Source organism: Streptomyces longwoodensis, assembly GCF_001514125.1.
Classification (GTDB): Bacteria; Actinomycetota; Actinomycetes; order Streptomycetales; family Streptomycetaceae; genus Streptomyces; species Streptomyces longwoodensis.
On sequence record NZ_KQ948549.1, the window covers coordinates 822,585 to 845,347 of the forward strand.

Here is a 22,763-nt window from a genome sequence, read left to right on the forward strand (position 1 = left end):
GGGACCGGGACGAGTGGTCCGCGGGGAGGGCAGCGGCGCAGGGGGTGACAGGCACACGGTCGCCCCGCCTCACGCGCCGGGCAGCGCGGCCGGCGGAGTGCCGAGGGTGCCGCTGACGCTCAGCCGCGCCGCGGCGGTGAGCGGGGCGGCGGACGGGGCGGGCCGGCGGCGCCGGGTGCGCTCGCCGCGGGTCTCCGCGATGGCCAGGTCGGTGCCGGCCAGCAGGTCCTCGTGCTCGGCCGTACGGCGGATGCGGTGGGCGGCGCTGCCGTCCCGGAGCGCCCGCTCCGCGAGGGCGCGCACGGTGTCCCAGTCGCCGTTGGCCTCCAGCGCCGGGCGCAGCCGGCGCAGCATGCCGCGCACGACATCGGCGGCGGCGGCCTCCTGGCGGGTCTCCGGGTCGACCAGGGCGCCTTCCAGGCCCGAGCGGGCGGCCCGCCAGGTGGCGGCGCGCAGCCACTCGTGGCGGCCGTCGCAGGAGGGTTCGTCCGAGGTTTCGAGCCGCTGGAGAGCGTCCACGACCAGGGCGCGGAACAGTCCGGCGACGAGCACCGCCGTCTCCGCGCGCGGGCAGGCGTCGCAGATGCGCAGCTCCAGGGTGCTGAGGTGGTCGGAGGGGCGGACGTCGTAGTAGATCATCCCGGGGTCGCTGATGACGCCGGAGTCGATCAGCCCCCGTACGGCCCCGTCGTAGGCGTCGGCGTCGGCGTAGCAGCCGATCGGGCCTGCGGTGGGCCAGCGCTGCCAGAGCATGGTGCGCCAGCTCGCGTAGCCGGTGTCGGCGCCCTGCCAGAACGGGGAGGAGGCCGACAGCGCGAGCAGCGTGTGCAGCGACGGCGACACCTCGCACATGACGCGTACGGCGGTGTCGCGGTCCGGGACGTCCACGTGGACGTGGGCCCCGCAGATCAGCTGCTCGTCGGCGAGCAGCCGGTACTCGTCGACCATGTGCTCGTAGCGGAGCCCGGCGGTCGGGAAGCTCGCCGCGGGTCGGGCCAGTGGCACCGTGCCGGCGGCGACCACCGCCAGTCCGTGCGCGGAGGCCGCCCGGTCCAGGCGCCGTCGGCTGCCGACGAGGTCGTCGTACAGCGTGTCCAGCGTCGTGTGCACGGCGCTGTTGGACTCCACGGCCGCCTGCTGCAACTCGGTCGTGAACGTGTCCGTGGGCAGGTTCGCCAGCACTTCGTCGGCCCGTGGCACGAGCTGCCCGGTCTCGATCTCCACCAGGTGGAACTCTTCCTCCACACCGATACGCACGGTCACGGCCACTCCTCGGAACGACGGGCTCTAATCGGCCCGAATGGGTGCTCTTCGGAGTTCCCCGTTGCCCGGTGGTCAATCATGAACGCTCTTTCGAGCGCCGGAGCTGCCAAGTGAGCACATGCGTACGGGGAGTGACTCGTGGCGGCGTGAACCCGCCGTACTGCGCCCGCCGTCCCGGATACCCGGCGCCGCCGGCCGTCAGTCGCGGGTCAGTCGCCGGCCGTCAGTCGTCGGCCTGATGCGACGGGACGCTGATGTGCAGCGCGCAGACGTCGTCGCGGTGTTCGGCCACGGCCAGAGCGGCGTGCAGGGCGGGCAGGCCGTCCGCCTCGGCGGTGCGCAACAGGGCCTCGGCCGTGGTGGCGAGCTCCTGCAGGCCCGTCCGCAGGTCCTGCCCGGGGCGCTCGATCAGGCCGTCCGTGAAGAACAACAGCTGGTCGTCGTCCTGGAGTCGCAGCGTGGCCTCGCCGAACACCGGGCTGTCGGTGGCGCCGAGCAGGATGCCCGCCGGGCGCTCGACCATACGGGCCCGGCCGTCCCGGACCAGCAGCGGCGGCAGGTGGCCCGCCTGGGCCCAGGTCAGGACACGGTCGGCGGGGCGGTAACGGGCCACGATCAGGGTGGCCGTGGTGTGCGTGCCGGACGGCGAGTTCAGGTGCATCAGCAGCGCGTTGAGGCGGGTGAGCGCGTCCGTGAGGGAGGAACCGGTGACGATCATGCCCTTGGCGGTGAAGCGCAGCTGCGCCATCGTGGCCACCGCGCTGATGCCGTGGCCCATCACGTCACCGATGACGAACAGCGCGTCGCCGTCGGGCAGTTCGATGGCGCTGTACCAGTCGCCTCCCACGCTGATCCCGCGTTCCGCCGGGTGGTACAGGGCGTTGGACCACAGGCCGGCGAGCCGCACCGGACCGGTCGGCAGGGGCAGCAGCGCCTGCTGCAGCCGGGCGGCCACCCGGCGCTCCGCCTGGAGCTGGCCGCGCTGCGCGGAGACCGCGCGTTCGCTGCTGAGCAGCGCGAGTTCGGCGTCGCGCAGGCCGGACAGGTCCTGGAAGAAGCCGTGCACCTCCAGCGGCGTACCGTCCGCGTCCGTCACGGCCTCGGCGACGATCCGCAGGTGACGGACCCCGCGGCTGGTCGTGATGCGGAAGGGCTGGTCGATCGCGGTGCCGTCGCGCAGCAGCCGCTGTGCCGCCGCCGTCAGCTGCGGCAGGTCCTCGGGCAGGACGGACTCGGGCAGGTCCTCCAGTCGCATCGGGCCGAGGCCCTCGTCCCGGTCGAAGATGGTGAACACGTGCGGGGACCAGGTGATGGTGTCGGTCACCAGGTTCCAGTCGGCCCAGCCCAGGTTGCCCAGGCGCTGCACGGCGGCCAGCCGGCGCTCCTGCCGGTCGGCGAGGTCGTGGCGGGTCCAGGACACCACCAGGTGGTGGCCCAGCCGGGACACCCGCAGCGAGTAACTGGAGTGGTGCGGGATGCCGGCCACGACCTCCTCGTAGGTGAACGGTCCGCTCGCGAACGGCTTGCCGGTGGCGAGGACCTCCCGGTAGCCCTCCCACAACTCCGTCCCGGCGAAGGTCGGGTAGCACTCCAGCACGCGCAGCCCGACCAGTCCGCGCCCCCGGCGGCCCGCGACGTCCACCGACTCGGGCGCCGCCGCCTCGATGCGGAAGTCCTCCAGGGTGCCGTCCGGCCCGTGCAGCGGTGCGAGCAGGATCACCGACCCTGACAGGGCGTCCAGGATCTGCTGCACGCTCTCCACGGACGGGTCGCGGCGCGGCGGCGCCGAGTCGAGCGTAGCCATCCGGCCGGCGCACAACTGCACCGCTCCCACGAGCAGTTCGCGCTCCACAGGGGTGAACGGCCGGTCCGTGCCGCGCAGGACGGCGATCACTTCGTCGACCTCGCCCCCGGCCTCCACCGGCAGCCAGGCCCGCGCGGGCCAGCGCCGCTCGGCGCCCTCGGGCACGTCGTACGCCTCGCGCCCCTCGGAACCCTCGACCCAGACCGGCTTGTGGCCCCGCCGCGGATCGCCGGGGGGCCGTCCGCCCGCGTCCGGTCCGTCCCACCGGGCCGCCTCGACGGCGTCGATCCCCGCGTGGCCGGTCAACCGCATCCCGTCGTCGCTCGAGGTCCACACCAGGACGGCCTCGATCCCGGTCCCGCCCGCCAGGTGGTCCAGCAGGCAGTGCGCGAGCGCCGGCCGGTCCCGCACCGTCGCGAGCCCCAGGCCCAGCCGGCCCAGCAGCAGGGTGGCCTCGCGGGCGGAGCCGGGGGCGGGGGCCTGCGCGGCCGGGTCGGCGGGCACCAGGTACTGCGCGGACGCGAACGCCGAACCGCCGCTCACCGGCTGCGGGCGCCGCCGCCTGCGCCCGCGCCGGCCCCGCAGCGGACGGATGGCCCCGAGGGTCAGCCAGCACTCCTCGACGAGCGTGCGGTCGGCCGAGACGGACCGCTCCAGGAGGAGGTCGTAGGCCTCCTCCGCGGAACAGCCCTCCTGCACCATCACGGCGCCCTTGGCGCGCTCCAGCACCGGCAGCAGCGCGGCGACCCGTTGCAGGTCGACGATCTCGGCCCGCTGGCGGGCCACCACCTTGGCCAAGGCGGGGGATTCGGACCCCGCTTGCGGCCGGAGCGGCTCTTCCCGTGGCGTCACGCCTAGAGCATGGCACAGCGAAAGGCGCGGGTCAGCAGGATGTGGACGGGGGAGGGGAGCACCGTGTAAAGGGGCGTCCGCACGTCCGCGCGCCGGTGCGCCCCGGGGCCCGGACCTGCGCGGACCCCTGGGGCGATCAACGAAGGCCGACGGTGGTCGAAGACGGTCGCTCCCGGTCGGGGACCGCTCGTGACCGCGCACGACTGGGCGACCCCGCCCACCCCTCCTACGCTCGAAGGGTCGGCGACGAACCGCCGCCGGGAACGGCAAGGAGCGCGTCATGACGAACACGACCGACCCCGACCAGGCCGACCGCGCGCTGAAGGCCCGGCACCGCGCGATGTGGGCCCAGGGCGACTACCCCACCGTGGCCGCCGAGCTCATCCCGGAGCTGGGGGGTGTCCTGGTCGAGGCCTGCGGTGTGCGCGCCGGCGACCGGGTCCTCGACGTGGCCGCCGGGACCGGCAACGTCGCCGTGCCGGCCGCGCTGGCCGGCGCCGACGTGGTCGCCTGCGACCTCACCCCCGAGCTGCTGGAGACCGGGCGGGCCCTGGCCGAGCGGCGCGGCGCACGGCTGCGCTGGCAGGAGGCGGATGCCGAGGATCTGCCCTTCGACGACGCCGCGTTCGACACCGTGCTGTCCTGCGTCGGGGTCATGTTCGCCCCGCACCACCAGCGGGCGGCCGACGAACTGGTCCGGGTCTGCCGCCCCGGCGGCACCGTCGGCCTGCTGAGCTGGACACCGGAGGGCTTCCTCGGCCGGATGCTCGCCACCATGAAGCCCTACGCGCCCCCGCCCCCGCCGGGCGCCCAGCCGCCCCCGCTGTGGGGGGACCCGCAGCACGTACGTGAGCTGCTCGGGGACCGGGTCACCGCCGTCGAGGCCGAGCGGCGCACGGTCGTGGTGGACCGGTTCGCGACCCCCGAGGAGTTCCGCGCCTACTTCAAGGAGCGCTACGGCCCCACCATCGCGGTCTACCGGTCCCTCGCCGACGACCCCGCACGCGCCGCCGCGCTCGACCGCGACCTGGCCGACCTGGCCCGCGCCCACGGACTGGGGGCCGAGGACGGCCGTACCACGATGGAGTGGGAGTACCTGCTGTTCACCGCCCGCAGGTCGGACTGAGGGGTGCGGCGGCGCCCCGGCGGCGAAAATGCCTGGCGCGGCCGGGGGAGGACGACGAAGACTCTCCCCATGGCGGACATGGGGGCGTTTCGCGAGGCGGTCACCGCATGGGCGGCCACGGGCTCCGGGGACCCGGGCGACCGGGCGCGGGACCTGGCCGCTCGGCTGCCCGTCCGGTCGGTCGTCCTGCTGGAAGGGCTGAGTGACGCCGCCGCCGTCGACGCGCTCGCGGCGCGCCGCGGCCGGGACCTGGCCCGCGAGGGCGTCTGCGTGCTGCCGATGGGCGGCGCGACGAACGTGGGCCGCTTCGCCCGCCTGCTGGGGCCGGCCGGCCTCGGCCTGCGCCTCACCGGCCTGTGCGACGCGGGGGAGCGCCGCTACTACGACCGCGCCCTGGAGCACGCCGGGCAGGCGGGCGGCGCCGTCTTCGTGTGCGCCGCGGACCTGGAGGACGAACTGATCCGCGCCCTCGGCGTGCCCCGGGTGTGCGCACTCGTCCGGGCCCAGGGCGAGGAACGCCCCCTGCAGACCTTCCTGCACCAGCCCGCCCAGCAGGGCCGCCCCGCCCCGGAGCAGCTGCGGCGCTTCCTCGGCACGAAGTCGGGACGCAAGATCCACTATGGCCGCGTCCTGGTCGAGGCCCTCGACCCCGACCGCACGCCCGTCCCGCTCGACCTCCTCCTCGCCCACGTCTGATGGCGGCCCGGCCCGGGTCCCGGTCCCTGCGCGCCGACGCCTCGGAACCATTGCCTCCGCGCCGACGCCCCCCGACGCGTTACCCTCCGTGAGACCCGCCCCCCGGACCGGGTGATCGGTACGGATCGTGACAGCTGAGAGAGTGGTGGGCATGGACATGGGCAAGGACACAGTTCGCAGGAACAACGTCACCGTCACCGGCAACCCCGAGGGCCGGACGGTGGTGCTGGCCCACGGGTTCGGCTGCGACCAGAACATGTGGCGGCTCACCGTGCCGGCCCTGTCCGACGACTACCGCGTCGTGCTGTTCGACTACGTCGGCTCGGGCCGCTCCGACCCCTCCGCCTTCTCCGAGCAGCGCTACGCCTCCCTGGACGGCTACGCCCAGGACGTGGTCGACGTCTGCGAGGCACTGGACCTGACCGACGCGGTGTTCGTGGGCCACTCGGTCAGCGCGATGACCGGCGTGCTCGCCGCCGCCCGGGTCCCCGAACGGATCGGCGCCCTGGTGATGATCGGCCCCTCCCCGCGCTACATCGACGACGAGGGCTACCGGGGCGGTTTCAGCGCGGCGGACATCGACGAACTGCTGGACTCCCTGGAGTCCAACTACCTGGGCTGGTCCGCTGTCATGGCCCCGGTGATCATGGGCAACCCGGAGCGGCCCGAACTCGGCGACGAGCTGAAGAACAGCTTCTGCGCCACCGACCCCGACATGGCCCGCGTCTTCGCGCGCACCACGTTCCTGTCGGACTCCCGGGACGACCTGAAGACCGTCTCGGTGCCGACGCTGGTGCTGGAGTGCACCCAGGACGTCATCGCGCCCCGCGAGGTCGGCGCCTTCGTGCACCGCTCCATCCCCGGCTCGACCCTCGTGACCCTGGAGGCGACGGGCCACTGCCCGCACCTGTCCGCGCCCGAAGCCACCAATGCGGCCATCAGGTCCTTCCTGGCGGCGCTGCGATGATGTGTTCCGCCGGGGAACGACCGGATCCGTACGACGCCGAGGACGGAGGAGTCCCGCCCGCGGCGTTCGCCTCCCTGCTGGAGGACAGCGTCGAGGAACTCTACGAGAACGCGCCCTGCGGCTACCTGTCCACGCTGATGGACGGCACCGTCGCCAAGATCAACGCCACCCTGCTGACCTGGCTCGGCCTGCGCCGCGAGGACGTCGTGGGCCGGATGCGGTTCAGCGACCTGCTGTCCGTGGGCGGCAAGTTGTACCACGAGACCCACTTCGCGCCGCTGCTGCGGATGCAGGGCGAGATCAGCGGCATCGCCCTGGAGATGCGGCAGGCGGGTGGCGGTCGCATCTCCGTCCTGGTGTCGTCGGTGGTCAAGCGCGGCACCACCGGCGAGCCCCTGCTGATCCGCACCACCGTCTTCGACGCCTCGGACCGGCGCGCCTACGAGGAGGAACTCCTGCGGGGCCGCAGGGTCGCCGACGAGGCCCGTCGCCAGGCCGAGGCCGACCGGGCCCGGCTGCAGCAGGCACTGGCCGTGCTCCAGCAGTCGCTGCTGCCGGACACCCTGCCGCCGATCCCCGGTGTGGAAGCGGCCACGCACTACCACACGGCTTCGTCCGACCAGGTCGGTGGTGACTTCTACGACGTCTTCCCCGTCGACGGCAAACGGTTCGGCTTCTTCCTCGGTGACGTGTGCGGCAAGGGTCCCGAAGCGGCCGCGGTCACCTCGCTGACCCGCTACACGCTGCGCGCCGCCGCCGTGCACGACCCCGACCCCGTCGCCGCCCTCACCACCCTCAACAAGGTGCTCCACCAGCGCTACACGGGCAGTGGTGACCCCCGTTTCTGCACGGCGGTGTTCGGCACGCTGGAACCCGACGCGGCGACGGGGCGGGTGGGCGTCCACCTCGGTTCGGGCGGGCACCCGCCGGCGCTCGTCGTGCGCGCCGACGGCACGGTGGACCCGCTGCACACGCCCGGCGGTCTGCTGGTCGGCGTCCTGCCCACGGCGCGGTTCGTCACCACCACGGCCGTCCTCGCCCCCGGCGACACCCTGGTGCTCCACACCGACGGGCTCACCGAGGCCCGCACCGGGAGCGACCGCACCAGCCTGTTCGGGGAGGACGCCCTGCGTGACTTCCTCGCCGCGCACGCCGGCCGGTCCCCGGGGGACCTGATCGGGGCGCTGATCACCCTGCTGGACGGTTTCGGGGACGGCCTCGACGACGACACCGCCCTGCTCGCCCTCGGCGTGCCCGCCGACCGCACCACACCGGACGCACGATGAGCCCGCTGAAGATCGTCACGCGTGACGCCACGACCGGCCCCGTCCTGGAGGTCGTCGGAGACCTCGACTTCGCCCACGCCCCCGCACTGCGGGAACGGATCAGCACGCTCGTCGTCCCGCCGGGCCGGCGCCTCGTACTGGACCTGGGCGGCCTCGAGTTCTGCGACTCCAGCGGCATCACCGCGCTGATCGCCGCCCACAGCCACGCCCAGGCCGCCCGGGCCGAGGTGGTGCTGGCCTCCGTCCCCGCCAACACCCTGCGCATCCTGCAGATGGTCGGCCTCGACCAGGTCTTCACCGTGCAGCCGGACAGCGACGCGGCCACCCGTACCTGAACCTTCACGAACCAGCCAGGCGCCGCGCATGAAGGGTCGGACGCAGGGCAGACGGAAGCGCAGGAGGTCAGACAACTATGGTTCCTTTGCTGCTCGTTCTACTGCTCGCGCTGATCCTGTTCGGCGCCGGTTTCGCCGTGAAGATCCTGTGGTGGATCGCCATCGCCGTCCTGGTGGTGTGGCTGCTCGGCTTCGTCATGCGCTCCACCAGCGCAGGCGGTGGTCGCGGCCGCTGGTACAGGTGGTGACGCACACCGCACCGACGGCACACATCGCGGGGCCCGGCCGGATCACGGCCGGGCCCTGCCGTGTGCCCCGGCTCCGCCGGCCCGGCAGCGGAGGGTCACGCCGCACCGCCCGGAAATAGTCGGCGACACGCGCCCGGGGGAGGCGTGGAGCCGCGGCCACCGGTGTCACCCTTGCACCCGTTCCGTCGTGGGAGACAGGTGTACGCCTGTGAACTCGGGGAACACGTAGGCGTGCCCGGCGCCGCCCGGCGGTCCCGATCGGACGTGTCGGCAGCCCGCTGCCCCCCAGGCGCGGCCGACGGGCGTGGGCGTGTGCGGATGAGAAGAGGGATCGTGATGCTGCTTCCGGCGGAGAAGGACCTGCGGGCCACGCTGGCTCGGTTCGCGCAGGTGCGCATCGAACACGACGTACGCCCCACCGGCACCACCAGCCTGGCCCTCGAGGACGTCACCCGGGCGCTGTGCGCCCTGACCGGGACCACCACCGTCGAGGACGCGCTCCGCGAGGCGGACGCACTGCTCGACCGCTGCCGCACCGAGCGCCTGGGCGCGGCCAAGGGGACGGCGACGCTGGCGGCGTAGAGCCCCCCGCGGCGCGGGCCGCCCCCGTTCCGCCGGTCACCTTTTCGCTGCTCACCCCGGATATCAAGCCGCGTCTGTCGCGGCTCACCCCCGGCTCTCAAGCCGCGTCGCGGTGCCGCGCTCCCGAGGCGTGCGCCGCCCGGGAGGCCGACTGCCCTCCTCCGGGGAGCAGGCGCAGGTGGCGGCGCCCGCCCGCGTGCCGGGGCGCCGTGGGCGGCCCGGACATCCAGTTCTCCACCCGGTCCATCAGCAGGAGCGTCAGCCCCAGCGCCGGCAGGACCAGGACCGCAATGACCGTCACAGCAACGTTCCCTCCTCGGCTCACGACCTCCCCACGGGTGCCCGCATCCCGACGAGAAGGCCACCTGGGCGTGTAAGAGTCGTGTGAACGTCAGACCGTGCCCGTTCGCCCGCCCTGAACTCGACGGTTCGGGGTACTCGCGCGCTCAGGGGACGGCGCCGGTCACCAGGAAGAGCCGGGCCGACCACTACGGACAGGGACGGGAGGTGACCGCTGTGTCGAACACGCAGCCGCACTACGCCGAAGCCGGCGACAGCACTGCGCGCTCCGGCCAGGAGCCGGTGGGCGAGCTGGTCCAACGGGCCTCGCAGCAGCTGACGGAGCTGGTGCGCGGCGAGATGAGGCTGGCGCAGGCGGAGATGAAGGAGAAGGGCAAGCGCTACGGCAAGGGCGGTGGCCTGTTCGGCGGCGCCGGAGTCGTGGGCTTCCTGATGCTGCAGGCGCTGGTCGCCACCGCGATCGCGGCGCTGGCGGTGCCGCTGCCGGTGTGGGCCGCGGCGCTGATCGTCACGGCGGTGCTCGGGGTGATCGCCGCGGTGATGGCCCTGAGCGGCAAGAAGCAGATGCAGCAGGCCGCGCCGCCCAAGCCCGAGCAGACGATCGAGAACGTGAAGGCCGACGTGGCCGAGATCAAGGGGAGTGCACACCGATGACCCAACCGCCGCACGACGAGCCCACTGCCGCCAACCCCGAGGAACTGCGGGAGCAGGTCGAGCAGACCAGGGCCGAACTCGGGCAGACGGTCGAGGCGCTGGCGGCCAAGGCCGACGTCAAGGCGCGTACGCAGGAGAAGGCCGCCGAGGTGAAGGAACAGGCCGCCGCGAAGGCCAGCGACGTCAAGGAACAGGCCACGGCGAAGGCGGTCGAGGTCAAGGAACAGGCCGCCGCCAAGGCCGCCGAGCTGAAGGAGCAGACCGCCCTGAAGGCCGGCGAGCTGAAGGCCAAGGCCGCCGAACTGGCGCACCAGGCGCAGGACAAGCTGCCGGACCCGGTCAAGGAGAAGGCGGCCCTGGCCGCCGAGCAGGCCCGGACCAAGGCGGGCCATGCCGGACAGCTCTGGCAGGACAAGGCGCCCGAGCCGGTGCGGCAGAAGACCGCCCAGGGTGCGCAGCTGGCACGGGACAACCGCAAGGCGCTGCTGGTGGTCACGGGCGTGGCCGTGGTGGCGTGGCTGGCCTTCCGCCGCAAGGGCTGACGGGGGTCGGCAGTTCCGCCGAAGCGAGGGGAGGGCCGGCGCGTCGGACGACCGCCGGCCTTCACCCTGCCCGACACCCATCGAACGGAGAACCCACGCAGCCATGTCCGACCAGCATGCCGCTGCCGCGGTGACCGCCGCCGCAGCCGTCGCCCTGATCCTGGTGGCCCGGGCCGCGATCGTCCACCAGGGCCGGCGGCACGCCGGCGCCCGGGCCCACCTGCGCCGGCGTTCGGTGCGATCGGTGCGGTCCGCGGTTCCGGCCACCGTCCCGGACGGCGCGGCCGCCCACTCGGCCGTGCAGGAGGCCGAGCGGTACGTCCACCACTGCTGGCAACAGCTCCGGACGCGTACGGATCCGCCCGAATGACCTCCGTGCGACCGGCGGTGCTGGTGCCGACCCACCCAGGGAGGGCGTTTAGGCTGATCGGGGCCGAGGCGCGGGACGACCGAGGTCACCGCTGTCCGGTTCTGGCGCACCCGGGTGGTCATGGCGAACGGTGTGGCATGCGGTGCGAGTTGACGGGTACGGGCGCCCGTGTGAACGGGGAGTGAGGGCGAGGCCAGTGACTACTCCAACCGGCGGCGACGGTCGCCCGGGGCCGGACGAGCAGCTGATGCGGATCGGCCACGCGCTGCGCGACGAGAACGGCTGCATCGCCCAGGCGCGCGACCACGCGGCCGCCTTCCTCGACAGCGCCGGCGCCGACCACCAGGTGCCCGTCTCCGACCGCACGAGGGACCTGACCCAGCTGGTGGTCAGCGAACTGGTCACCAACTCCCGCAAGTACGCGCCGGGACCGATCCTGATGGAACTGCGCCTCACCACCCGGGCCGTCGAGGTGGTGGTGTGGGACAGCGACCCGACGGTCCCGGAGGCACGCACCGCCGACCCGGCCCGTATCGGCCAGCACGGTCTGGAGATCGTCAAGGCGATCGCCGAGGGCTTCTTCGTCGAACAGGAGCCGGTGGGCAAGCGCATCACGGCCCGCATCGCCCTGACCGACCTGCCCACGGACACCGACGACCGCCGCGACCCGGGCCCCGTCCGCCTGCCCTAGGTCGTGTCCGCAAAGTCCCTCCCCCAGAGGGGGGACCCCCAGCCCTGCGACGCCCGGCACGCTCCCCCACGCTCGGCTTCGCTCGCGCGGGAGGGGCCCCCACCGCCGCACCGGGCGGACACCCGAGTACGGCCAGTACGCGGGTGTCCGCCCGGCACGCCGAGAGCACGCACCGGACGCCGCAGGGCCCGCCCTTCGGGCGGACGACGGGACTTTGCGGACACGACCTAGCCGCCCGAAGAACCGCCCGCCCGGACGCTGCGATATCGGATTGCCCCGGGCGGGCGGATCACGTTGTGTGGGCGGCATGACCGAACTGCGCACCGACCGCCTCGTCCTGCGTCCATGGCGGGCGTCCGACCTCGCACCGTGGGCGGCGATGAACGCCGACCCCGAGGTCCGCCGGCACCTGGGCGACCTGCTGACCCGCGAGCAGAGCGACGCCTCCGTGGCCCGGTTCCGGGCCGAGTTCGAGGAGCGGGGCTACGGATGGTGGGCCGTCGAGGTGCGGGCCACGGGTGCGTTCACCGGATTCGCGGGCCTGGACCGGGTGGACGACGGCCTGCCGTTCGGCGGGTTGGAGATCGGCTGGCGGCTCGCGCGCGAGGCGTGGGGGAAGGGGTACGCCACCGAGGCCGCGCGGGCGGTCCTGGACTTCGGCTTCGACACCCTCGGACTCCCCGAGATCCTCGCCGTCACCACGGCCACCAATCTCCGTTCCCAGGCGGTGATGCGCAGGATCGGCATGACCCGGGACCCGGACGGCGACTTCGACGACCCCACCGCACCCGAAGGACCACTGCGTCCGCAGGTGCTCCACCGCATCGCCCGCGGTGGGCGGGCCTGACGGCACCGGAGCCGGACGCGGTACGTAGACCTGACGGCGCCGGAGCCGAACTCGTCATGGTGCAGCGCTCGTTCAGGCCGGAACCCGGAGGCCCCGCACACACACCGACGGCTCCCCCTGCTCGGCAGGTGGGAGCCGTCGTGTGGTGTCGCGGTGTCTGCCGCGTCAGGTCAGGCGTGACGGTGCGAGTGCCGGTTGCCCGTGAAGACCCGGTACAGGGCCAGCAGGATGAGGGAGCCCACGATGGCGGCGATCCAGGTGGACAGCTCGAAGAAGCCGTCGACGGAGTCGACGCCGAAGATCACCTTGCCCAGCCAGCCACCGAGCAGACCGCCGGCGATGCCGATGAGCATGGTGATGATGATGCCGCCCGGGTCCTTGCCCGGCATGAGGGCCTTGGCGATGGCGCCGGCGAGCAGACCGATGATGATCCACGCGAGGATGCCCATGTGCGTCTCCGTCTCGTCGTATAAAGAATGTGTCAGAACATCGTGTGTACCGAATCCGCGCGTACAAACGTCTCTGTCACATCGCGATCTTGACGAACTTTCGGCATTGGGCCGGAGCCGTGCCGTGACCTGCCGTCAGACGCCGCCGGCCGGGTCGGTGACGGGCGCGTCCGGCTCCGTGATGACGCCGTGCAGGCCCAGGCGGACCAACAAGGCGGACAGGTGCTCGCTCAGACCGGTCACGGTCAGCGAGCCGTCGAGCGCGACCAGGCGCTGGTACCAGGCGATGAGCGCGGTGATGCCGGTGGAGTCCAGAACTGCCACGCGGGACGCGTCCAGGGTGAGGTGCCGGCAGCCCTCGTCGATCATCCGGTCGCCCAGCGCCCGCAGGCCTGGTGTGGTGTCGAGGTCGACGTCCTCTGGCAGTGTCGCGGTGACGTGGTCACCTGCGCGGTCGGTGACGTGCAGCACGGCCGTACCTCCGGATCAGCGGCCGGGCTGTCGCTGGGGCGAACACCTTGGCGAGGAGACACCGGGCCGGGTGACAAGGCTACCGGCGCGCGGGACGCCCTCGTTACCATTCGTCGCGCCGGTCACGATTCGGGTCATTTCCGGGGGTGCCGTCACGGTGATACCGGATGGAGGAGGTTGCAACCGGGAGGGAGATGCGGGACGGTTGCCGTACGACATCTTTTTCCCATCGCAGGAAGGTGGTGAGGTGCGCACGATGCGTGCCTCCGCTTGTGGCTGTTTCCCGCGGCATTCCCGCCCGCCCGTCCGACGCCGACCGCACGGTCGGCACGACGTGGTCTGACGCCCCCTGTCCTGTCCTCGTCGCCGACCGCGACGGCGGCCTCGTCCGGATGAACGGCGCGGCCCGCACCCTGCTGCCCGGAGCCGTCGACGGCGAGCCCCTGGACCAGCGGGTCCCGACCTGGCTCTCCGACGCCCACCACCAGGTCAGCCAGGGGGAGCACGCCCCGGCCGACGCGCCCCACGCCGGAAGCATCGACGACCGCTTCTTCGCGGCGCACCCCACGCCCGGCGCCGACGGTGAGGTCGTGTGGTGGCTGGTCGAGGAGACCGACCGACGCCTGGCCCGGGCGCTGGACGACGCCCAGGGGCGCTCCCGGATACTCACCGAGGTGTCGAGCACGCTGCTGTCGACGCTCAATGTGGGGCGCTGCATGGACACGGCCGCCGCCATGGCCGCGGAACACCTCGCCGAGGCCGCCGTCCTCGTCGCCCCGCCGCAGGGCCGGCGGTACCCGCTGACCCACGCCCAGCGCGGCGGACGGGTGAGTCATGTCACGCGGCGGATCGACGTGGCCGCCGTGCCCGGCCTGGCCGAGGCCCTGCAGGGTTTCCCGCCGGTGCCCGCCCGCTGGATCAACCCCGACGACCTCCCGGACTGGGCGGTGCCCGACGGGTTCGCCGGGCCGGTCAACTCCGTGATCGTCACCCCGCTGCCCGGTCACGGCGTGCCCGCGGGCGCGCTGATCCTGCTGCGGTCCAGCACCGAGCAGGCCTTCACCGAGGGCGAGGAAGCCTTTGCCCGGCTGTTCGCCGCCAGGGCCGGCGCCGCCCTGTCGGCGGCCCGTCTGTACAGCGAACAGACCCGGATCACCGAGACGTTGATGCAGGAGCTGCTCCCGCCGACGCTGACCTCCGTGCACGGCGTCGACTTCGCCGGGGGCTACCGCGCGGCGAAGGAACAGGACCGGGTCGGGGGCGACTTCTACGACGTCCACCCCGCCGCCCACCCCTCCCAGGAGACCCTGGTGGTCCTGGGTGACGTCGCCGGCAAGGGTCTGGACGCCGCCGTGCTCACCGGCAAGATCCGCAACACGCTGCACGCCCTGCTGCCGCTGGCCGACGACCACGAGCGGCTGCTCAACCTCCTCAACGGCGCGCTGCTGACCTCCCGTCACACCCGCTTCGCCACCCTCGTCCTCGCCTCGGTGCTCCGCCGCGGCGGAAAGGTGCACCTGCGGCTGACCAGCGCCGGTCACCTGCCGCCGCTGATCGTCCGCAACGACGGCACGGTCGAGGAAGTGGCCACCCGCGGGACCCTGGTGGGGGCGCTGCCGACGGTCACGGCCACCACGGTGCGGACCGTGCTGGCGCCCGGTGAGACCTGTGTGCTGTTCACCGACGGCATCACGGAGGCCCGCGGCGGCCCGCTGGGCGACGACCTCTTCGGCGACCACCGGCTGCGCCGGGCCCTGTCGCCGTGCGCGGGCATGCCCGCGGAGGCGGTCGTGGAGCGGGTGCAGATGCTGGCCTCCGAGTGGGTGGGCGCCGGCCGTCACGACGACATGGCCGCCGTCGCCATCAGCGCCCCCAGGACCGGACGCCTGACCGTGGTCAACGGTCAGGTGGGGCGCCAGGAGGGGCGGAGGAACAGGTGAGACCCGACATACTCGCCGACCGGCTCAGGGACGAGCTGTGGGACGCGGTGGTCGACGGCGAGGAGTACCGGGCCGTCGACCTCGTCCACGCGGCCGCCGGCGACGGCGTGGACGAGGAGACGCTGCTGCTGGAGGTGATCGCCCGCGTCCAGGAGAAGATCGGCGTCGAATGGGCCGCCGACCGCCTGACCGTCGCCCAGGAGCACGCCGCGACGGCCATCAACGAACGGGTCGTCGCCTCCCTGGCCGACCGCCGCCGGGCCGCCCGGCGCACGGAGGTCCCGCGGGGCCGGGTGACCGTCAGCTGCATCGACGGCGAATGGCACGCGTTCCCGGCCCGGCTCGTCGCCGAGGTCCTCGGGCTGCACGGATGGCGCGTGGACTACCTCGGTGCCCAGACCCCCACCCCGCACCTGGTCGCCCACCTGCACCGCACCGACCCCGACGCGGTGCTGCTGTCGGGTTCCATCGCCACCCACCTGCCGACCGCGCACGCGGCCGTGACCGCCTGCCAGGCCGTCGGCGTGCCGGTCCTGGCCGGCGGTCGCGCCTTCGGCCCCGGCGGCCGGTACGCGCGGGCGCTGGGCGCCGACCGGTGGGCACCCGACGCCCGGGGCGCGGTCGACGTGCTCGCGGCGGGACTCGCCCGGCCCCGTCCGGCGGCCGTGCGGCAGGTCTCCGAGGACCTGCCGCACCTGGTCGACCAGGAGTACACGATGGTCGTCCAGTCCCGGCCGCAGCTGGTCAAGCAGACGCTGGTCGAGCTGGAGACGCGCTTCCCGGCCGTACGCGACTACGACGACGACCAGCGCGAGCGCACCGCCGAGGACCTCGCCCACATCGTCGACTACCTGGCGACGGCCCTCTACGTCGACGACCCCGAGGTCTTCACCGGCTTCCTCCAGTGGACGGCGGGTGTGCTGGAGGCCCGGCACGTGCCCGCGCACTCCCTGCTGGCGGGCCTCGACGCCCTGGCCGGCCAGCTCCGCGAATTCCCCCGCACCCTGAGCCTCATCGAACAGGGCAGTGCCGCCGTGCGCGGCCGGCCCGCCCCCCGTCCTGTCCCCGGCACCGACTTTGGCGTATGACCGATCTGCATTCCGACGAGTTCGTCCTCACCGTCCTGCGCGACCCCCTCACGCTGACCGTGCGGGTGTCCGGCGAACTCGACTACGACACCAGCGACGACCTCCTCAGAGCCGTCGTCGCGCACCTGACCGAACCGTGCGGCTTCCGCGACGTCCGGCTGGACTTCCGGGACCTGCGGTACATCGACTCGACAGGACTGTCCGCCCTGTTGATGATCCACCGCCGGACCAGTGCGGCCGGGGTGCTCCTGCACCTGGACCACCGGCCGGACTTCCTGGAACGGATGCTCACGATGACCAACGTGCTGGACCACCTCACCGCCCCGGGGCACCGTGAGGAGGCCGCGGAGGCCGCCGCCCAGGACGACGACGCCACCGGAGCGGGCGTCCCCTGAGGCCCCGGGGGACCGTCCCGCACGGGCCCCTGCCTAGGGGGTGCCTTGTCGATCAGGCCGGGCTCGCGGCGTCCGGCACCGCGCCTCGCCGCGTTGTCGTCACTCGCCGATGCTCCGCATCGACTCCCTCCTCCGCCTTGCGATGCACGGCACCGGACGCCGCTCCCTGATCCGGCCTGATCGACAAGACACCCCCTAGCGGGTCCCGTCCAGGACCATCCTGGCCACGACCTGCTTGCCGTCGGCGAGGGCGACGGTGCGCACCTGCTCGCACAGCCGGGCGATCAGGTGCATGCCGTGGCCGCCGACGCGCCCCGGGTCGTGGGGGCGCTGCTGCGGCACGCTGGACGAGCTGTCGCGGACCGTCACCGTGAGCACGGCGGCGTCCGGCGTCAGTTCCAGCAGCAGACCGCCGTCGCCCGGCGCGTGCCGGACCGCGTTGGTGACCAGTTCACTGACCACCAGCTGGGCGTCCTGGCTCGCCCGCTCGTCGGCCGGGTGTCCCGCCCGCGCGAGGAGCGTGCGCACCGCCCGCCGGGCGTCGCCGATCGCCACGCCCGTGCTGTCCCAGACCACGCAGTACCGGACGGGTGCCGGCACGCCGTGGTCGTTCACCGTCTGTCGCACGAGCGGAATGACGGTCGAGGGGGCCCCGAGGGTTGTACGGGGAAGTCCTGTGTTCACGCGCAGTCGCAGTTCTGTCGTTCTCGGTCACTCACGGTGGCCGTCTCCTCGGCCGTCGGGGTCGGGACGCCCGTCGCGAGGGGCGGCGTCACGGTCGCGGGAGCCGGGGCGGACACCCGTGTCGGCGATCGCGAAGTGCTCCAGTGTGCCGCTGACCGTCAGCAGACGGCTCACCGGGGGCGGCAGCGGGCCCAGCAGGACGAACTCACGGCCGCTCTCCGCGTGGCGGCGCCGCGCGTCGAGGAGGGCGTTGAGGAGCATGCTGTCCGCGAAGGTGATCTGTGAGAGGTCCACCGCCGTGGTCGGCAGGGCCGCCCGGTCGGCAGCCGCCCACGCCTCGACGAAGTCCTCCTCGTCGTCGTGGTCCACTTCGCCGCGCACCGTGATCACGAAGGTGTCCTCGTGCCGGGTGACGTGCACTTTCGTATCAGGGGCCGCGTGCATGGAGCCATCCTCACATCCGACGGCCGCGCCGGGCCACCCCGGTCGGGGTATCGGTCCGGTACCGGACCGGCGGCGCGTTCCCCCGTCACCGCCCGTGCGGGCGTGCTCGGTGTCCGCGCGGGTACCTGATGGCTGTTCCCCCGGCGGCAGCCCGGGGGCTGCCCTGTTCCGACCCCGCCCGATCCGTCCCTGTCCGGTCCGGTCCGTCCGCGTACGGCCCGACGGAGGACCGAGCGGGAACCGAGAGAGAAAGGGACCGGTGACGCCTCCCGACGACGCCGCACCCGGCGCATCGCCCGTCAGCGAGGTCTTCGCCGCCGACGCCGAGGTCGGCCGCCACCTCGCCGCCGTCGACTGGGCCGCGACCCCCCTGGGACCGCCCGAGGAATGGCCGCAGAGCCTGCGCACCGCGGTGAGCATCCTGCTGTCGTCGAAGTTCTCGATGTGGATGGCGTGGGGCCCCGAACTGACCTTCTTCTGCAACGACGCCTACCGCCGCGACACCCTCGGCCAGAAGTACCCCTGGGCGCTGGGCCGTCCCGCCCGGGAGGTCTGGGCGGAGATCTGGGACGACATCGGCCCGCGCATCGCCACCGTGCTGACCACGGGCAGGGCGACCTGGGACCAGGCGCTGCGGCTGTTCCTCAGGCGCTCCGGCTACGTGGAGGAGACGTACCACACCTTCTCCTACAGCCCGTTGCACGACGACGCGGGCCTCGTGGTCGGCATGCTCTGCGTGGTCAGCGAGGAGACCGAGCGCGTCATCGGCGAGCGCCGCATGGCGACCCTGCGCGACCTGGGCTCCGACCCGAGCGTGGTGCGCACCGAACAGGAGATGCTCGACTTCGCCGGCGCCCAGCTCGGCCTGAACCCCCACGACCTGCCGTTCACCCTGACGTACCTGTTCGAGGACGGCGCCGGCGCGCGCCTCGCCGCCGCCACCGGCGTACCGGCCGGGCACCCGCTGGCCGTGCCGTCCCCCTCCGCGGACCGCGACGCGCCCTGGCCGGTGGACGAGCCGGCCCGGGGCGAGTCGGTGCTGGTGCCGCTGGACGGCGCCCGGTACCCCGACCCCCCGTCCGGCGCGTGGGCCGAGCCGCCCACGCACGCGCTGGCGCTGCCCCTGCTGCGCCAGGGCGGGGCGCCGTACGGCTTCATGGTGGCCGGACTCAACCGCTACCGGCCCCTGGACGAGGGCTACCGCAGCTTCCTCGAACTGGTCGCCGGGCACGTGGCCGCCGGGATCTCCGGGGCGCGCAGTTACCGGGCCCAGCAGCGGCGGGCCGAGGAGCTCGCCGAGCTGGACCACGCGAAGACCACGTTCTTCTCGAACGTCAGCCACGAGTTCCGCACCCCCCTCGCGCTGATCATGGGACCGGTGGAGGAGCTGACCTCCCGGCTCGCCGCCGCCGATCCGGAGCTGCGGGAGGACCTGGACGTCATCCACCGCAACGGGCTGCGGCTGGGCAAGCTCGTCAACACGCTGCTGGACTTCTCCCGCATCGAGGCGGGCCGGATGGAGGCCCGGTACGAACCGGTGGACCTCGCCGCGGTCACCGCCGAACTCGCCAGTGTCTTCCGCTCCGCCGTCGAGCGGGCCGGACTGCGCTTCGAGGTCGACTGCCCGCCCCTGCCCGAGCCGGTGTACGTCGACCGGGGCCTGTGGGAGAAGGTCGTCCTCAACCTCCTCAGCAACGCCCTGAAGTTCACCTTCGAGGGATCCGTCGCCGTCACGGTCCGCTCCGGGGACGGCGAGGCGGTGGTGACGGTGGAGGACACCGGCATCGGCGTCGCAGCCGAGGAGATGCCCCGACTGTTCGAGCGCTTCCACCGCATCGAGAACGCGCGGTCCCGGTCCCACGAGGGCAGCGGCATCGGCCTGGCCCTCGTGAAGGAACTCGTCACCCTGCACGGCGGCGGCATCGACGCCACCTCGGCCGAGGGCGCGGGCACCCGCTTCACGGTCCGGCTGCCCTTCGGGTCCGCGCACCTCCCCGCCGACGCCGTCGTCCCCGCGACGGGCTCCGACGCACCGTCCGGCACCGCCGACCCCTACGTGCGGGAGGCCCTGCGCTGGCTGCCGGGGGACGGGGCGTCGGCCGGGCCGGGCGCGGTCACGCCGGCCGGGGACCCGGACGTCGGCGCCCGGACGGCCTCCCCGGACGACGCCGCGTGGGTCCTGGTCGCCGACGACAACGCCGACATGCGCGAGTACCTCACCCGGCTGCTGCGCGGCGCGGGCTACCGGGTGGACACGGTCCAGGACGGCCGGCAGGCCCTGGACGCCGTCCGCAGGCACGCGCCGGACCTCGTGGTCAGCGACGTGATGATGCCGGGCCTGGACGGCCTGGCCCTGGTCGGCGCGCTGCGGGCCGACCCGCGCACCGCGTCCGTGCCCGTCCTGCTGTTGTCCGCGCGGGCCGGGCAGGAGGCATCCATCGAGGGCCTGCGGGCCGGCGCCGACGACTACCTCGTCAAGCCGTTCGCGGCCGCCGAGCTGCTCGCCCGGGTCCGGGCCGCCATCGAACTGGCCCGGCTGCGCGGCCACCACGCCCGCTGGCGCGCCGCCCTGGTCGACTCCCTGCAGGAGGCCTTCTTCGTCTGCGACGAGGACGGCACCGTCATCGAGATCAACCGGGCGTTCACCGACATCCTCGGCTACGGCCCGGAAGGACTGCCGTACGAGGCGGTCGAGCCGTGGTGGCCGGACGCCGGGTCCGCCTCCGGCGCCCAGGCGCAGGCCACCGCCGCCTTCCACCGGCTCGTCGCCGAGACCCGCGGCACCCAGACCCTGCCGGTCCGGCACCGGGACGGCCACCAGCTGTGGATCAGCGCCGCGTTCAGCCGGGTGCGCGACCCCGACACCGGCCGCACCGTCGTCGTGGGCACCTTCCGCGACGTCACGGCCGAGCACTACGCCGTCCAGCGCGACAGCGCCCTGGCCGCCCTGAGCACCCGGCTGTCCGGGGCGACCGGGCTGGCCGACGCGCTCCACGGCGCCCTGGACGAGCTGAAGAAGCTCTGGCAGGCCCGGCGGGTCCTCGCCGCGGTCTTCGGCCAGGGCGGCGACGGGGGAGCGGCCACCCTGGTCTCCACCGAGAAGTCCCTCACCTGGCAGGAGCTGGCGCCCGAGGAGCGCGCGGCGCTCACCGCCCTGCGGCAGCGCCCGCTGCTGACCCCGATCGCCGTGGGCAGCGGCGCCGGCACCCTGCTGGAGCACCCCGACGGGCCGCTCGCCCTCTGGGTCGACCCGGGGGAGTCCCGGCCCTTCACCGGCGACGACCAGCTGTTGCTGTCCCTGCTCGCCGGCCACCTCGCCCAAGGGCTGGCCCGGGCCCAGCAGATCGACCAGCAGCGGGAGACCGCGATCGCCCTGCAACGCGCCATCCTCGGCCCGTCCCGGCTGCCCAACGGATTCGCCGTCGCCTACGAGCCGGCCACCCCGCCCCTGGAGGTCGGCGGCGACTGGTACGACACCGTCGCGCTGCCCGACGGCCGCATCGGCATCATCGTCGGCGACTGTGTCGGCCGGGGCCTGGAGGCCGCCACCGTCATGGGGCAGCTGCGCAGCGCCTGCCGCGCGCTGCTGCTCCAGGACGGCGGCCCCGCGCAGGTGCTGCTCGCCCTGGACCGGTTCGCCGTGGGCGTGCCGGGCGCCCTGTGCACCACCGTCTTCTGCGGCGTCCTGGACCCCACGACCGGGGAGCTGCGCTACTCCAGCGCCGGGCACCCGCCGGGGGTCCTCGCCGGGCCCGACGGCACCGTCACCCTCCTGGAGGACGGCCGCTCCCTGCCGCTCGCGGTCCGCCCCGGCACCCCGCGTCCCGAGGGCACGTGCACGATCCCGCCGCGCGCGACCCTGCTGCTGTACACCGACGGGCTGGTCGAACGCCGCCGCCGTCCCCTGAGCGTCGGCATCGACCTGGCCGGTGCCGCCCTCGTCGCGGCCCGGGACGTCGTGTTCGGCGACCTGGCGGCCCACGTGATGGACCGGATGGCCCCCGAGGACGGGTACGACGACGACGTCGCCCTGCTGCTGTACCGCCACCCGGCGCCCCTGGAGGTGTCGTTCCCGGCGGAGTCGTCCCGGCTGGCGGTCGTGCGCGAGGCGCTGCGCGACTGGCTCGGCCGGTGCGACCTGCCGCCCCGCACCGTGCAGAACGTGCTGGTCGCGGCGGGGGAGGCGTGCGCCAACGCCATCGAGCACGGCCATCGCGAAGCCCCCGGCGCCCCCGTCACCCTGCGTGCCGAGGCGTTCGCCGACACCCTCCGGCTGTCCGTCTCCGACACCGGCCGCTGGAAGACCCCCCGACCGGAGCTGAACCCCCACCGCGGACGGGGCGTGCACCTGATGCGCGCCCTCATGCAGGACGTCACCATCACCCCCGGCCCCGTCGGCACCACCGTCGACATGCACACCAGGATCGTGTGATGACCACACCGCTGACACTGACTGCGGGCCGACGGCCCGACGGCACCGCGCAGCTCACCGCGGTCGGCGAGATCGACATGAGCAACGCCGAGGTGCTGGCCGACTCGCTGCGGGGCACGTCCGGACGGATCGTCCTGGACCTCACCCGCGTGCAGTACCTCGACAGCGCGGCCCTCAACGTGCTGTTCCAGCACGCCGACCGCCTGGAGATCCTCGCCGGCGCGCTGCTCGCGCCCGTGCTGTCGATCTCCGGCATCGCCGATCTGGCCACGGTACGCACGTCCCCGTGACGGCCGG

At 73.6% G+C, this 22,763-nt stretch carries 24 protein-coding genes; 17 read left to right on the top strand and 7 right to left on the bottom strand.

Annotation, left to right across the window (positions count from 1 at the left end):
- Window positions 1-69 precede the first annotated feature (69 nt).
- Both AQJ30_RS03735 and AQJ30_RS03740 read right to left on the bottom strand, forming a co-directional pair.
- On the bottom strand, window positions 70-1,263 hold the full coding sequence (locus AQJ30_RS03735; protein WP_079083776.1) for a carboxylate-amine ligase: 1,194 nt from the start codon (window positions 1,261-1,263) through the stop codon (window positions 70-72).
- Window positions 1,264-1,486: 223 nt separating this feature from the next.
- Window positions 1,487-3,856: a SpoIIE family protein phosphatase gene (locus AQJ30_RS03740; RefSeq protein WP_245726812.1), complete on the bottom strand. Its 2,370-nt coding sequence runs from the start codon at window positions 3,854-3,856 to the stop codon at window positions 1,487-1,489.
- A 343-nt stretch (window positions 3,857-4,199) separates the two neighbouring features.
- Here AQJ30_RS03740 and AQJ30_RS03745 point away from each other — a divergent pair, with 343 nt between their 5' ends.
- From AQJ30_RS03745 to AQJ30_RS03775, 7 genes are all read left to right on the top strand, one after another.
- A complete protein-coding gene (locus tag AQJ30_RS03745; protein WP_067228444.1) occupies window positions 4,200-5,045 on the top strand; it encodes a class I SAM-dependent methyltransferase in 846 nt (281 codons plus the stop codon).
- A 69-nt stretch (window positions 5,046-5,114) separates the two neighbouring features.
- On the top strand, window positions 5,115-5,741 hold the full coding sequence (locus tag AQJ30_RS03750; protein WP_067228446.1) for a TOPRIM nucleotidyl transferase/hydrolase domain-containing protein: 627 nt from the start codon (window positions 5,115-5,117) through the stop codon (window positions 5,739-5,741).
- Between the two features lie 157 nt (window positions 5,742-5,898).
- Window positions 5,899-6,708: an alpha/beta fold hydrolase gene (locus tag AQJ30_RS03755; RefSeq protein WP_067229002.1), complete on the top strand. Its 810-nt coding sequence runs from the start codon at window positions 5,899-5,901 to the stop codon at window positions 6,706-6,708.
- Complete coding sequence (locus tag AQJ30_RS03760) at window positions 6,708-7,994, top strand: PP2C family protein-serine/threonine phosphatase (protein ID WP_067228447.1); 1,287 nt, start codon at window positions 6,708-6,710, stop codon at window positions 7,992-7,994. The genes AQJ30_RS03755 and AQJ30_RS03760 overlap by 1 nt, the downstream gene beginning before the upstream one ends.
- On the top strand, window positions 7,991-8,329 hold the full coding sequence (locus tag AQJ30_RS03765; protein ID WP_067228449.1) for an STAS domain-containing protein: 339 nt from the start codon (window positions 7,991-7,993) through the stop codon (window positions 8,327-8,329). Before AQJ30_RS03760 ends, AQJ30_RS03765 begins: the two co-directional genes overlap by 4 nt.
- A 77-nt stretch (window positions 8,330-8,406) precedes the next feature.
- The gene (locus AQJ30_RS03770) at window positions 8,407-8,577 is read left to right on the top strand and encodes a hydrophobic protein (protein WP_067228451.1); all 171 of its coding nucleotides are present in this window, start codon (window positions 8,407-8,409) and stop codon (window positions 8,575-8,577) included.
- A 336-nt stretch (window positions 8,578-8,913) separates the two neighbouring features.
- Complete coding sequence (locus tag AQJ30_RS03775) at window positions 8,914-9,159, top strand: DUF5133 domain-containing protein (RefSeq protein ID WP_067228453.1); 246 nt, start codon at window positions 8,914-8,916, stop codon at window positions 9,157-9,159.
- A gap of 97 nt (window positions 9,160-9,256) precedes the next feature.
- Here the strand turns inward: AQJ30_RS03775 and AQJ30_RS03780 are convergent, their stop codons facing one another.
- Window positions 9,257-9,460, bottom strand: coding sequence for a hypothetical protein (locus AQJ30_RS03780; protein WP_067228454.1), 204 nt, complete (start codon window positions 9,458-9,460; stop codon window positions 9,257-9,259).
- 281 nt (window positions 9,461-9,741) lie between these two features.
- Between AQJ30_RS03780 and AQJ30_RS03785 the strand changes: the two genes are divergently transcribed.
- From AQJ30_RS03785 to AQJ30_RS03805, 5 genes are all read left to right on the top strand, one after another.
- Window positions 9,742-10,113, top strand: a complete 372-nt coding sequence (locus AQJ30_RS03785; RefSeq protein WP_067229004.1) for a phage holin family protein — start codon at window positions 9,742-9,744, stop codon at window positions 10,111-10,113.
- Entirely contained in the window at window positions 10,110-10,655 is a 546-nt protein-coding gene (locus tag AQJ30_RS03790) for a DUF3618 domain-containing protein (protein ID WP_067228456.1), read from the top strand. The genes AQJ30_RS03785 and AQJ30_RS03790 overlap by 4 nt, the downstream gene beginning before the upstream one ends.
- Window positions 10,656-10,758: 103 nt before the next feature.
- Window positions 10,759-11,025: a hypothetical protein gene (locus AQJ30_RS03795; protein WP_067228457.1), complete on the top strand. Its 267-nt coding sequence runs from the start codon at window positions 10,759-10,761 to the stop codon at window positions 11,023-11,025.
- A gap of 247 nt (window positions 11,026-11,272) precedes the next feature.
- Window positions 11,273-11,716, top strand: a complete 444-nt coding sequence (locus tag AQJ30_RS03800) for an ATP-binding protein (protein WP_067228459.1) — start codon at window positions 11,273-11,275, stop codon at window positions 11,714-11,716.
- Window positions 11,717-12,023: 307 nt separating this feature from the next.
- Entirely contained in the window at window positions 12,024-12,563 is a 540-nt protein-coding gene (locus AQJ30_RS03805; protein ID WP_067229007.1) for a GNAT family N-acetyltransferase, read from the top strand.
- A 170-nt stretch (window positions 12,564-12,733) separates the two neighbouring features.
- On the opposite strand, the gene AQJ30_RS03810 is transcribed toward AQJ30_RS03805, so the two are convergent.
- Together AQJ30_RS03810 and AQJ30_RS03815 are read right to left on the bottom strand one after the other, a co-directional pair.
- Window positions 12,734-13,012, bottom strand: a complete 279-nt coding sequence (locus AQJ30_RS03810; RefSeq protein WP_067228461.1) for a GlsB/YeaQ/YmgE family stress response membrane protein — start codon at window positions 13,010-13,012, stop codon at window positions 12,734-12,736.
- A 135-nt stretch (window positions 13,013-13,147) separates the two neighbouring features.
- A complete protein-coding gene (locus AQJ30_RS03815) occupies window positions 13,148-13,483 on the bottom strand; it encodes an STAS domain-containing protein (RefSeq protein WP_067228463.1) in 336 nt (111 codons plus the stop codon).
- Window positions 13,484-13,755: 272 nt separating this feature from the next.
- On the opposite strand from AQJ30_RS03815, the gene AQJ30_RS03820 reads away from it, so the two are divergent.
- From AQJ30_RS03820 to AQJ30_RS03830, 3 genes are read left to right on the top strand one after another with little or no spacing between them, the layout of a single operon-like run.
- Window positions 13,756-15,423 (top strand): PP2C family protein-serine/threonine phosphatase, encoded by a 1,668-nt coding sequence (locus AQJ30_RS03820; RefSeq protein WP_067228465.1) that lies wholly within the window; start codon window positions 13,756-13,758, stop codon window positions 15,421-15,423.
- Window positions 15,420-16,511: a cobalamin B12-binding domain-containing protein gene (locus tag AQJ30_RS03825; protein WP_067228466.1), complete on the top strand. Its 1,092-nt coding sequence runs from the start codon at window positions 15,420-15,422 to the stop codon at window positions 16,509-16,511. The genes AQJ30_RS03820 and AQJ30_RS03825 overlap by 4 nt, the downstream gene beginning before the upstream one ends.
- The gene (locus AQJ30_RS03830; protein WP_067228468.1) at window positions 16,508-16,906 is read left to right on the top strand and encodes an STAS domain-containing protein; all 399 of its coding nucleotides are present in this window, start codon (window positions 16,508-16,510) and stop codon (window positions 16,904-16,906) included. The genes AQJ30_RS03825 and AQJ30_RS03830 overlap by 4 nt, the downstream gene beginning before the upstream one ends.
- A gap of 195 nt (window positions 16,907-17,101) precedes the next feature.
- On the opposite strand, the gene AQJ30_RS03835 is transcribed toward AQJ30_RS03830, so the two are convergent.
- Both AQJ30_RS03835 and AQJ30_RS03840 read right to left on the bottom strand, forming a co-directional pair.
- Window positions 17,102-17,533: an ATP-binding protein gene (locus AQJ30_RS03835; RefSeq protein WP_245726791.1), complete on the bottom strand. Its 432-nt coding sequence runs from the start codon at window positions 17,531-17,533 to the stop codon at window positions 17,102-17,104.
- A gap of 84 nt (window positions 17,534-17,617) precedes the next feature.
- A complete protein-coding gene (locus tag AQJ30_RS03840; RefSeq protein WP_067228469.1) occupies window positions 17,618-18,010 on the bottom strand; it encodes an STAS domain-containing protein in 393 nt (130 codons plus the stop codon).
- Between the two features lie 283 nt (window positions 18,011-18,293).
- Here AQJ30_RS03840 and AQJ30_RS03845 point away from each other — a divergent pair, with 283 nt between their 5' ends.
- Both AQJ30_RS03845 and AQJ30_RS03850 read left to right on the top strand, forming a co-directional pair.
- Entirely contained in the window at window positions 18,294-22,466 is a 4,173-nt protein-coding gene (locus tag AQJ30_RS03845) for a SpoIIE family protein phosphatase (RefSeq protein ID WP_067228471.1), read from the top strand.
- Window positions 22,466-22,756 carry an STAS domain-containing protein gene (locus AQJ30_RS03850; protein WP_067228473.1) on the top strand — a complete coding sequence of 97 codons (291 nt, stop codon included), beginning with the start codon at window positions 22,466-22,468 and terminating at the stop codon, window positions 22,754-22,756. The genes AQJ30_RS03845 and AQJ30_RS03850 overlap by 1 nt, the downstream gene beginning before the upstream one ends.
- The last annotated feature ends 7 nt before the right edge of the window (window positions 22,757-22,763 follow it).

Coding starts and splice junctions, on each gene's coding strand:
- AQJ30_RS03745 (WP_067228444.1), top strand. CDS start 4,200: ATGACGAACACGACCGACCCCGACCAGGCCGACCGCGCGCTGAAGGCC.
- AQJ30_RS03750 (WP_067228446.1), top strand. CDS start 5,115: ATGGCGGACATGGGGGCGTTTCGCGAGGCGGTCACCGCATGGGCGGCC.
- AQJ30_RS03755 (WP_067229002.1), top strand. CDS start 5,899: ATGGGCAAGGACACAGTTCGCAGGAACAACGTCACCGTCACCGGCAAC.
- AQJ30_RS03760 (WP_067228447.1), top strand. CDS start 6,708: ATGTGTTCCGCCGGGGAACGACCGGATCCGTACGACGCCGAGGACGGA.
- AQJ30_RS03765 (WP_067228449.1), top strand. CDS start 7,991: ATGAGCCCGCTGAAGATCGTCACGCGTGACGCCACGACCGGCCCCGTC.
- AQJ30_RS03770 (WP_067228451.1), top strand. CDS start 8,407: ATGGTTCCTTTGCTGCTCGTTCTACTGCTCGCGCTGATCCTGTTCGGC.
- AQJ30_RS03775 (WP_067228453.1), top strand. CDS start 8,914: ATGCTGCTTCCGGCGGAGAAGGACCTGCGGGCCACGCTGGCTCGGTTC.
- AQJ30_RS03790 (WP_067228456.1), top strand. CDS start 10,110: ATGACCCAACCGCCGCACGACGAGCCCACTGCCGCCAACCCCGAGGAA.
- AQJ30_RS03795 (WP_067228457.1), top strand. CDS start 10,759: ATGTCCGACCAGCATGCCGCTGCCGCGGTGACCGCCGCCGCAGCCGTC.
- AQJ30_RS03800 (WP_067228459.1), top strand. CDS start 11,273: ATGCGGATCGGCCACGCGCTGCGCGACGAGAACGGCTGCATCGCCCAG.
- AQJ30_RS03805 (WP_067229007.1), top strand. CDS start 12,024: ATGACCGAACTGCGCACCGACCGCCTCGTCCTGCGTCCATGGCGGGCG.
- AQJ30_RS03810 (WP_067228461.1), bottom strand. CDS start 13,012: ATGGGCATCCTCGCGTGGATCATCATCGGTCTGCTCGCCGGCGCCATC.
- AQJ30_RS03830 (WP_067228468.1), top strand. CDS start 16,508: ATGACCGATCTGCATTCCGACGAGTTCGTCCTCACCGTCCTGCGCGAC.
- AQJ30_RS03850 (WP_067228473.1), top strand. CDS start 22,466: ATGACCACACCGCTGACACTGACTGCGGGCCGACGGCCCGACGGCACC.